The following is an 8207-nucleotide window of genomic DNA, read 5'->3' as shown; positions in this document are numbered from 1 at the left end:
CCCAGCCATTATCGGCCCAACGGCTGCAGGTAAAACACAACTGTTATATATTTTAACAGGTTTGATTGATGCAGATACCGGATCGGTACTATACGATGGACAGGAAATTAAACAATACAAACAGGAAGATTTCCATCAACAGGTGGGTTTTGTATTTCAGGATAGCATCATGTTTAACATGAGTATCAGGGAGAATATTGCCTTTAGCGATACGGTTACCGATGAATCTTTGGCCAAAGCCATTGCTACGGCCGAACTGAAAGATTTTGTGGATGCCTTGCCGGATCAGTTGAATACCATTATCTCGGAACGCGGAAACAGTTTATCTGGCGGACAGAAACAGCGGATCATGTTGGCGAGGGCTTTAGCTGTTAATCCCAGGATTTTATTGCTGGATGATTTTACTGCCCGTGTTGATACCAATACAGAGAAAAGGATTCTGGAGAATATCCAGCAGAACTATCCCGGTTTAACCTTACTTTCCATTACCCAAAAAATAGCTTCTGTTGAACATTACGACAAAGTGATCCTGTTGATGCAGGGCGAAATTATTGCAGAAGGAACCCATCAGGAACTCTTAAAAAGCAGTCCTGAGTATGTTCAGATTTACAATTCACAACAGAGCACCAGTAATTATGAACTACAATCTTAACCAGCTTAGCACCGGGCAGGAAAAGCAATCTACTTATAAGGCGCTTAAAAGCCTGCTAAAATTAATATCTGCCGAACGCCGGAACCTTTGGCTGGCACTGATTGCCATTTTGGTAAATTCGGGTTTATTGCTTTTAGGTCCATTATTGGTAGGCCATACTGTTGATACCTACATCCGCACTAAGCAGTTCCATGGCGTGCTTGTTTTTGGGGGAATTTTATTGGTGATGTATATGATTGCCATGGTAACCGGTTATACCCAAACACGACTGATGGGGGGCGTGGGGCAAAGAATGCTTTATACCTTACGTAACGCCATATTTAATAAGTTACAGGAACTACCGGTTTCTTTTTTTAACCAGAATAAGGCGGGAGATCTGATTTCGAGGGTAAATAATGATACAGATAAACTGAACCAGTTTTTTTCACAATCATTAATGCAGTTTATCGGCAGTATCGTAACCATGATCGGTGCGGGGATTTTCCTGCTGTCTATCAATATAGAGCTTGGCGCAGCTACACTAACGCCTGCAATTGCAATTGTACTTTTTACGATGGCTTTATCACCCTGGGTAAAAGCAAAGAATGCGAAAAACTTGAAGAGTGTGGGCGGAATGAGTGCCGAAATTCAGGAAAGCCTGAATAATTTTAAAGTGATTATTGCATTTAACCGCAGAGATTATTTTAGAAAACGTTTTGATGAAGCGAATACACAGAATTATAAAACTGCGATTGGTGCAGGTTTGGCCAACAATATTTTTGTGCCGGTTTATGGTTTATTATCTAGCATAGCACAGCTGATTACCCTGTTATTTGGTATTTATTTAATATCAACAGGCAATTTTACCCTGGGTTTGCTGGTGAGTTATATTTCTTATACCACCAATTTTTATAACCCGTTAAGACAGTTGGCAGCACTTTGGACAAGTTTTCAGGTAGCAATGGCGGGCTGGGATAGGATTTCGCAGATTTTGACCTTAGAAAGTAATTTAAAACAGATTGAAGTAAGTGATGACGTAACTTCTGATGCTTTGCTGGAGTTTAAAAATGTCCATTTCTCTTATGACGATAGCAAAGAAATTCTCCATAACATCAATTTAAGGTTCGATAAAGGTAAAACTTATGCATTGATCGGTCCAACAGGTGGAGGTAAAACCACAACGGCTTCGCTAATTTCGAGGCTGTACGATGCCACCAAAGGGACTGTCTTATTAAATGGTAAAGATATCCGTTCGTTTTCGGCAGAAGAAAGGACACAAAAGATCGGTTTCATCCTGCAGGAGCCGTTTTTGTTTACCGGAACGGTTAAAGAGAATATTCTTTACGGTAACAGTTTATATAAAAATGTTAGCGATGCAGAACTGGAAAAAATCATTGAAGAAGCTAACCTGAATGCACTTTTGGCCATATTTGATGAAGGTTTGAATACACAGATCACTTCGGGGTCGGATAGTATCAGCTTGGGGCAGAAACAACTGATTGCTTTTATGCGTGCGGTTTTGCGCAATCCAGAACTACTGATTCTTGATGAAGCTACGGCAAACATCGATACCATCACCGAACAGCTTTTGGGCAGTATTTTAAATAAACTTTCGAAAGAAACTACGTTGGTTATTATTGCGCATCGTTTAAATACCATCGAAAACGCCGACGAGATTTATTTTGTAAATGAAGGCGAAGTGCAAAAAGCAGGTACACTTAACGATGCATTAAATATGTTACTAAAAGGGAAACGGGTAAGTTGATAGGTTAGTCGAGATTTGCAATCTCGATTTATTGTGCTGTGGATTTGTAATCCACTGAAAAGGATTAAAAATCCTTAGTTCACACAGACGGGATTGCAAATCCCGACTAGCACAGCTGAACGATGCATTAAATATGTTACTAAAAGGAAAACGGGTAAGTTGATATATTTACCTACCTATTTACAAACCTATCAGGTTTTAAAAACCTGATAGGTTTTTTTAAAAACACAAATGAAAAAATATTTCTTCTCTCTGGCATTTTCTGCCTTTAGTATGGCCTTGTTTGCACAAAGTGCAGGGCAGCCACTTTTTGTTCAGGACAGTTTAAAATTGATTTCATCAGAATTTAAATTTACCGAAGGTGCTTCTGTTGATAAAAAAGGGAACGTTTTTTTTACCGACCAACCGAACGATAAAATCTGGAAATATAGTGTTGATGGTAAATTGAGCCTGTATATGGATAAATCGGGTAGGGCCAATGGTACCTATTTCGATAAAAAAGGTAATCTTATTGTTTGTGCCGACGAAAATAACCAGATCTGGTCTATCGATAAAAACAAAAAAATAACAGTGCTCTTCAGTGATTATGAAGGCAAAAAAGTAAACGGACCGAACGATATCTGGCTGGATGCAAAAGGTGGCATTTATTTTACCGATCCTTATTATCAGCGTGATTACTGGACAAGGAAATCGCCTGAAATCCAGGGACAAAAGGTTTATTATCTTCCAAAGGGAAAAAAAGAAGCCGTTATTGTAGCAGATGATATTATTAAACCCAATGGCATTGTAGGTACACCGGATGGGAAATTTTTGTACGTGGCCGATATGAGTGCCAATAAAACCTATCGTTATACGATTGGTGCAGATGCGAAATTATCGGACAGACAACTCATCCTTGATCAAAATTCAGATGGGATGACTTTAGATAGCAACGGCAATATTTATGTAACCGGAAAAGGTGTAAATATTTATAAACCAACAGGAGAAAAAATCGGTCATATCGATGTGCCCGAAAACTGGTGCGGTAATATATGTTTCGGTGGAAAAGACAGAAATAAGCTGTTTATTACGGCTTCAAAATCGCTTTATGTAATTCCGGTAAATGCAAAAGGAGTAGAGTAATGAATGGTTATAGTCGTTTAAATGCATTTAAAGGGCGAAAAACGAATATGAATTGAACTGAAATTTTTTTCTGTTCAGTTTATTCAACCCCTTAAAATATTAAACTCGTTTTTTAGTTTTGGATTCCTACTTATAGGGATAGACGACTATGAAAAAGCCCTCTCAGGATTGAAGGGCTTTTTTACTTTTTTATCCAATCTGTTGTCTTTCTGAACGTAGTGAAGAATCCTTTTACACTTGTAAAATTCATATTAACTAATCTGCATATCATAAGCGTTGTGGTAAACCCCTCAACTCCGTGCTGAGTATTGTTTAACAAAATCGATGTCATCTCAATCCGAGCATAGCGAAATGCTCGTCCATACAGGCGAGGAGAAATCAATCTTGCACGTAAGACCCTGAAACAAGTTCAGGGTGACGAATCGCAGGAGTCGGATTTCCATAGCAATCCCATAGAAAATACGGAATTTAAGATGAAATAATCTTTATATCATCCGTTATCCATCTCACATCATCCATTTTCCATCACCCATCTTACATTTTCCATCACCAATTGTATAGGTGCTGTTACATTTAATCTTATTTGGAATATTTTTTTAAATTAGCATATATTCATAAAAACCTGATAAGCTTATGGAAAACCTAAAAGAAGAAACCAAAATCAAAGCTTTCCTTACCAGGATAAAAACAGAGTGGCCGGGAGTAGTGGAGCGCTTTGAGTTTAAAACAGGCAGTGTAATTTATGTTCATTTAAAGGAAGGGATATCGAGTATGGATTTTCTGGGTAAACTTTCCCGCCAGGTAGAGCGTTTTGTAGATTTTACCATGCCCATTATCCTTTACCATATCGAAAGCGATGGCATGAATTTAAGGTCGCATCCCATCAACTGGTACTCTTCGCTTACGCAACGGAACCCGTCTTAATATCTTCAAATTTTGCTGTTTTGATTTTTTTTTTACCGTAAACTCAATTTTGTTTGCCAGTTATTTTGGTTTTTGGGTTTTAATCCTATTTTTGGTTTTTAATTTAAAAACATCCAGTATAATGAAAAACGGAACAGTAAAATTTTTTAACTCGGAAAAAGGCTTTGGCTTCATTAAAGAAGAAGGCGGATCTGAGATTTTTGTGCATGCATCAGGCCTGATTGACGAAATCAGAGAAAATGATACAGTTGAATACGAAGTTCAAGAAGGCAAAAAAGGCCTTAATGCAGTGAAAGTAAGAGTTGTTTAATTCTTCCCCAAAAGATTTTGAGCAGGATTTAGTCCTGCTTTTTTTTTGCCAAAATTTGCGTATTCTGACCTCCTGCTCTAATACATTGTTTACTGAACAAAAAGGTTGAAAAAATTTCTTTCTCATTTCTAGTTGATTACCCGTTAAAGCCATTTTAACCATGCTTTGCATAGTTGTTTTGTGGATTGGATTTTTATTTTTGTTATGCCGATCTACTCGGCCCGGAACCAAACAAATTAATATTTTTGCAACTTTCTATTTTTTCAATTCAGGAACCTGTTATCCATAACAAACCGCTTGATAGGGGTACTTTTATGGCTGCTGCGCAGTTTGTAATGGCGTTAAACTTTGCTGCCGAATTTGAGCTTTTAAGTTTATCGGCGATGAACACCCAGAATGGAAGTACAAAAAAAGGTGGGCTCGTGTTTGTACGTAATGGTAAACTGAAAATGCATCAGGAAATATATGATCATCTTTCCCTGGTATCGATTTCTTCTATCTGTGCCGGAAGCATATACCTGCATGGGCTCGATAAAATAGCCGCAGAAATCTTAAATCTTCCCTATAGCGATGAGCTTTTGGATCTGGAAGGTGCTGAAGACGATTATATGGCTTTTAAACGCTTGTGCAGTCCGGTTTCGAGGTTCTTCCTGTTACAGGCTAAAAAAGTACAATGGTCGGCAATTCTATCTACTTTCCGGTTTTTTATGGTTGAAGGGATATGGGATGTAGTAAGTTATGTGGCAAGAGCGCTAAATCAGGCAGATGCCGATGTGCTTTCGTGTACACAGTTATTGGAAAATATGCAAAGTGAGGAGTGGTATCCGGCTTTTTGCGGTTCACTTAAAGCCTTTCATGCCTCCAGGTACCCATTAAGCAAAAGCATACTTGAATCGGAACTACCCCAAATGGCTTAAATTATTTCAGGTAATTTTCCAATAATGCACTAATTTCTTCACCCAGTGCCCTATTGCCCATATTATTTAGCTTTTGTTGCGAAGAATTGTGTTTTTCGATATATGTAGCCTCTGTTTTATTGAATTTAAGATAACCCTGCTCGAAATAACGCTCTTCAATTTCGGTAGAAGAATCCATCGACCTGAACCATAATTTAATCAAAGAACCTGTAAGTTTATCATAATAAAGCCAATGGTAAGTTGCTTCTGCATCTGCACTTTCAGGCAGATCCAAACGCTGGATTTCCAGGATAGCGGTATCGGTATTTTGAAAGAAATATAAGGTTTTGTATTTAGACGACATGCGGCAAAAATAAGACTTAATTTTTTATCGCAAAAGAGATTTTTGCTGTTTAGATTTAATATTGTTGGTTAAGATCTGGATTGAAGGATTAAAAATCCTTAGTTCGGGAGACGGGATTGCAAATCCCGACTAGTGTATGTTGGTCAGGATCTGTGATCTTGACCATTGATCTCCGGATTTGTAATCCGGTGTATACTTCCAAAACATTGCTACAAGAATTAGAAATTCTGTTTGTTTAAAGGTTCTTCACTACGTTCATAATGACAGATCAGTCGGGATTGCAAATCCCGACTAACAGATTTTAATGTTTTTCTCCTTTAATTACCTTAAATAAATGCAGTACCTGGGGAAATAAGGCATCCATACTTTCTTCTGCGCCACTTTTAGAGCCGGGAAAGGTAAGCACAAGTGTTTGACCGATAAAACCTGCTACGCCGCGCGAAAGCATGGCATAAGGCATGCGTTCCTGCCCATAGCCACGGGCTGTTTCCATAATGCCTTCAATATTGCGGTCGATTAAAGGTGCAATAGCCTCTGGAGTTACATCGCGCGGCGAAAGTCCGGTACCACCCGTAAAAATAAGTAGTTGATAGCCATTTTTGCTTAATTCGATCGCTTTATCCCTGATCACATTCATTTCATCAGGAACAACATCGTATTGCGCCACATTAATTTCCCATTGTTCTAAACGGGAAATAATGGCCTTACCCGAAGTATCCTGTGCTTTATTTTCGAAAACAGAATCAGAACATACTATAACAGCTGCTTTGATTTCGGGGAATCTGGCGTTTTTAAGATCTGATTTACCTCCTGACTTTTTAAGCAGTCTGATATTTTCGATTTCTACGCCTTTATCAATCGGTTTTAGCATATCGTACATCGTTAAAGCAGTAACCGAGGCGCCATGCATGGCTTCAACCTCTACACCGGTTTTATAAATGGTATGTACTTCAACGGTGATAATGATGGTTAAGCCCACAATTTCGTAGGTAATACCAGTATATTCGATAGGAAGCGGGTGGCAATCGGGAATTACATCACTGGTTTTTTTAACGCCGAATAATCCTGCTGCACGTGCAAATTCGAACACATCGCCTTTGGGTATTTTGCGCTGTTCAATGGCATCGATGGTTTCCCGTTTCGATACTTTTACCGTTGCGGTGGCAATTGCGATGCGCAGGCTGCTCGATTTTTTGGTGATGTTTACCATGTTATGTATTTTCTTTCCACTGATGTGTTTCGTCTTCGAATATTTCTTTGCCCCAAATTGGTAATTCGGCCTTTAAACGGTCTACCACTTCGCTACAGGCTTCTATTGCAGGTTTACGGTGTGCAGATGAAGTGAAAACAAAGAGGCAGATTTCGCCTGTTTTTACTGTGCCCAAACTGTGGTAAATGTGCATGCAGTTAAGCGGATATTTTTCGAAGATGGCTTCTCTTATCTGGTGCATTTTTTCGAGCGCAAGTTCTTCGTAGGCCGTGTATTCTATCGCAGCAACAAATTTCCCTTCAATTTCATCTTTCCGTACCTGGCCCATAAAAATGCTATGTCCGCCGATGGCCGTTTTGCTGCTGTGTTTTGCAATGCTATCGGCTATAAAAGCTGGAGCAATTGGTCCGTTTACAAATATATTTTTAACCTTTTTTTCGCTCATGTTACGATCTTAAAAAATGATCACGCCATTTTACAATACCACCTTTTAAACTGTAGATCTTTTTTGCGGCGCCATATTTTTCCTGTAAGGCTTCGGCTGCGGCAACGCTTCTAATGCCGTGCTGACAGATTAAAACCACGTGTTTTTGGTAAAATTCCTTACTTAAAAATGCACCAAACTCCGACATGGGTACCTGTGTGTAAATCTGTTTGTCTAATACGGGTACTTCGTGCCTTTCGCGTACATCGATTAAAATAGTAGATTCTGCCTGTTGCAGTTTAACCAGTTCGCTGGCATCAATTTCTACATATCCCTGCGGTCCTTCGCTGGTATCCTGATATTCCATATTTAAAAATTCATCAACCGTTTTTGGTAAAGTATAATCGTTCCCATTACTGATATTGATGGTATACTGTTCTTGTGTAAGTAAGTTATAATTTAATATTTTATTGGTGAGCGGCTGTCCGATTTTAGCTACCAGTTTAATAATTTCTGCGGCAGCCATGCTTCCAATTATCCCGGGTAAAACACCAATAACAC

Annotated in this window: 10 protein-coding genes; 6 read left to right on the top strand and 4 right to left on the bottom strand. The window is 38.8% G+C overall.

Annotated features, from left to right (window positions below; genetic code table 11):
• From B2V92_RS19175 to B2V92_RS19150, 6 genes are all read left to right on the top strand, one after another.
• A partial coding sequence (locus B2V92_RS19175; RefSeq protein ID WP_293311239.1) for an ATP-binding cassette domain-containing protein occupies window positions 1-652 on the top strand: 652 nt, incomplete at its 5' end.
• Window positions 636-2396, top strand: a complete 1761-nt coding sequence (locus B2V92_RS19170; protein ID WP_293311237.1) for an ABC transporter ATP-binding protein — start codon at window positions 636-638, stop codon at window positions 2394-2396. The genes B2V92_RS19175 and B2V92_RS19170, both read left to right, overlap by 17 nt.
• Window positions 2397-2627: 231 nt before the next feature.
• Window positions 2628-3518, top strand: a complete 891-nt coding sequence (locus B2V92_RS19165) for an SMP-30/gluconolactonase/LRE family protein (protein ID WP_293311235.1) — start codon at window positions 2628-2630, stop codon at window positions 3516-3518.
• Window positions 3519-4151: 633 nt separating this feature from the next.
• Window positions 4152-4442 carry a hypothetical protein gene (locus B2V92_RS19160; protein WP_293311233.1) on the top strand — a complete coding sequence of 97 codons (291 nt, stop codon included), beginning with the start codon at window positions 4152-4154 and terminating at the stop codon, window positions 4440-4442.
• Window positions 4443-4563: 121 nt separating this feature from the next.
• On the top strand, window positions 4564-4752 hold the full coding sequence (locus B2V92_RS19155; protein ID WP_183759679.1) for a cold-shock protein: 189 nt from the start codon (window positions 4564-4566) through the stop codon (window positions 4750-4752).
• Between the two features lie 245 nt (window positions 4753-4997).
• Complete coding sequence (locus B2V92_RS19150; RefSeq protein WP_293311230.1) at window positions 4998-5669, top strand: hypothetical protein; 672 nt, start codon at window positions 4998-5000, stop codon at window positions 5667-5669.
• Between the two features lies 1 nt (window position 5670).
• On the opposite strand, the gene B2V92_RS19145 is transcribed toward B2V92_RS19150, so the two are convergent.
• From B2V92_RS19145 to B2V92_RS19130, 4 genes are all read right to left on the bottom strand, one after another.
• Window positions 5671-6012, bottom strand: coding sequence for a hypothetical protein (locus B2V92_RS19145; RefSeq protein ID WP_293311228.1), 342 nt, complete (start codon window positions 6010-6012; stop codon window positions 5671-5673).
• A 301-nt stretch (window positions 6013-6313) separates the two neighbouring features.
• Window positions 6314-7222, bottom strand: a complete 909-nt coding sequence (moaCB, locus tag B2V92_RS19140; protein ID WP_293311226.1) for a bifunctional molybdenum cofactor biosynthesis protein MoaC/MoaB — start codon at window positions 7220-7222, stop codon at window positions 6314-6316.
• 1 nt (window position 7223) lies between these two features.
• Window positions 7224-7667: a molybdenum cofactor biosynthesis protein MoaE gene (locus tag B2V92_RS19135; RefSeq protein ID WP_293311224.1), complete on the bottom strand. Its 444-nt coding sequence runs from the start codon at window positions 7665-7667 to the stop codon at window positions 7224-7226.
• A 1-nt stretch (window position 7668) separates the two neighbouring features.
• Window positions 7669-8207, bottom strand: a 539-nt coding sequence (locus tag B2V92_RS19130) for a rhodanese-like domain-containing protein (protein WP_293311222.1), incomplete at its 5' end; no start/stop codon positions are given.

The organism is Pedobacter sp. UBA5917 (genome assembly GCF_002432345.1).
Classification (GTDB): domain Bacteria; phylum Bacteroidota; class Bacteroidia; order Sphingobacteriales; family Sphingobacteriaceae; genus Pedobacter.
The sequence above is the reverse complement of the archived record's forward strand: the minus strand, read 5'-3'. Positions and strand labels throughout refer to the sequence as shown.

Excerpts from the sequence above, each read along its gene's own strand:
- B2V92_RS19170 (WP_293311237.1), top strand. The coding sequence starts at position 636 with ATGAACTACAATCTTAACCAGCTTAGCACCGGGCAGGAAAAGCAATCT.
- B2V92_RS19165 (WP_293311235.1), top strand. The coding sequence starts at position 2,628 with ATGAAAAAATATTTCTTCTCTCTGGCATTTTCTGCCTTTAGTATGGCC.
- B2V92_RS19160 (WP_293311233.1), top strand. The coding sequence starts at position 4,152 with ATGGAAAACCTAAAAGAAGAAACCAAAATCAAAGCTTTCCTTACCAGG.
- B2V92_RS19155 (WP_183759679.1), top strand. The coding sequence starts at position 4,564 with ATGAAAAACGGAACAGTAAAATTTTTTAACTCGGAAAAAGGCTTTGGC.
- B2V92_RS19145 (WP_293311228.1), bottom strand. The coding sequence starts at position 6,012 with ATGTCGTCTAAATACAAAACCTTATATTTCTTTCAAAATACCGATACC.
- moaCB (WP_293311226.1), bottom strand. The coding sequence starts at position 7,222 with ATGGTAAACATCACCAAAAAATCGAGCAGCCTGCGCATCGCAATTGCC.
- B2V92_RS19135 (WP_293311224.1), bottom strand. The coding sequence starts at position 7,667 with ATGAGCGAAAAAAAGGTTAAAAATATATTTGTAAACGGACCAATTGCT.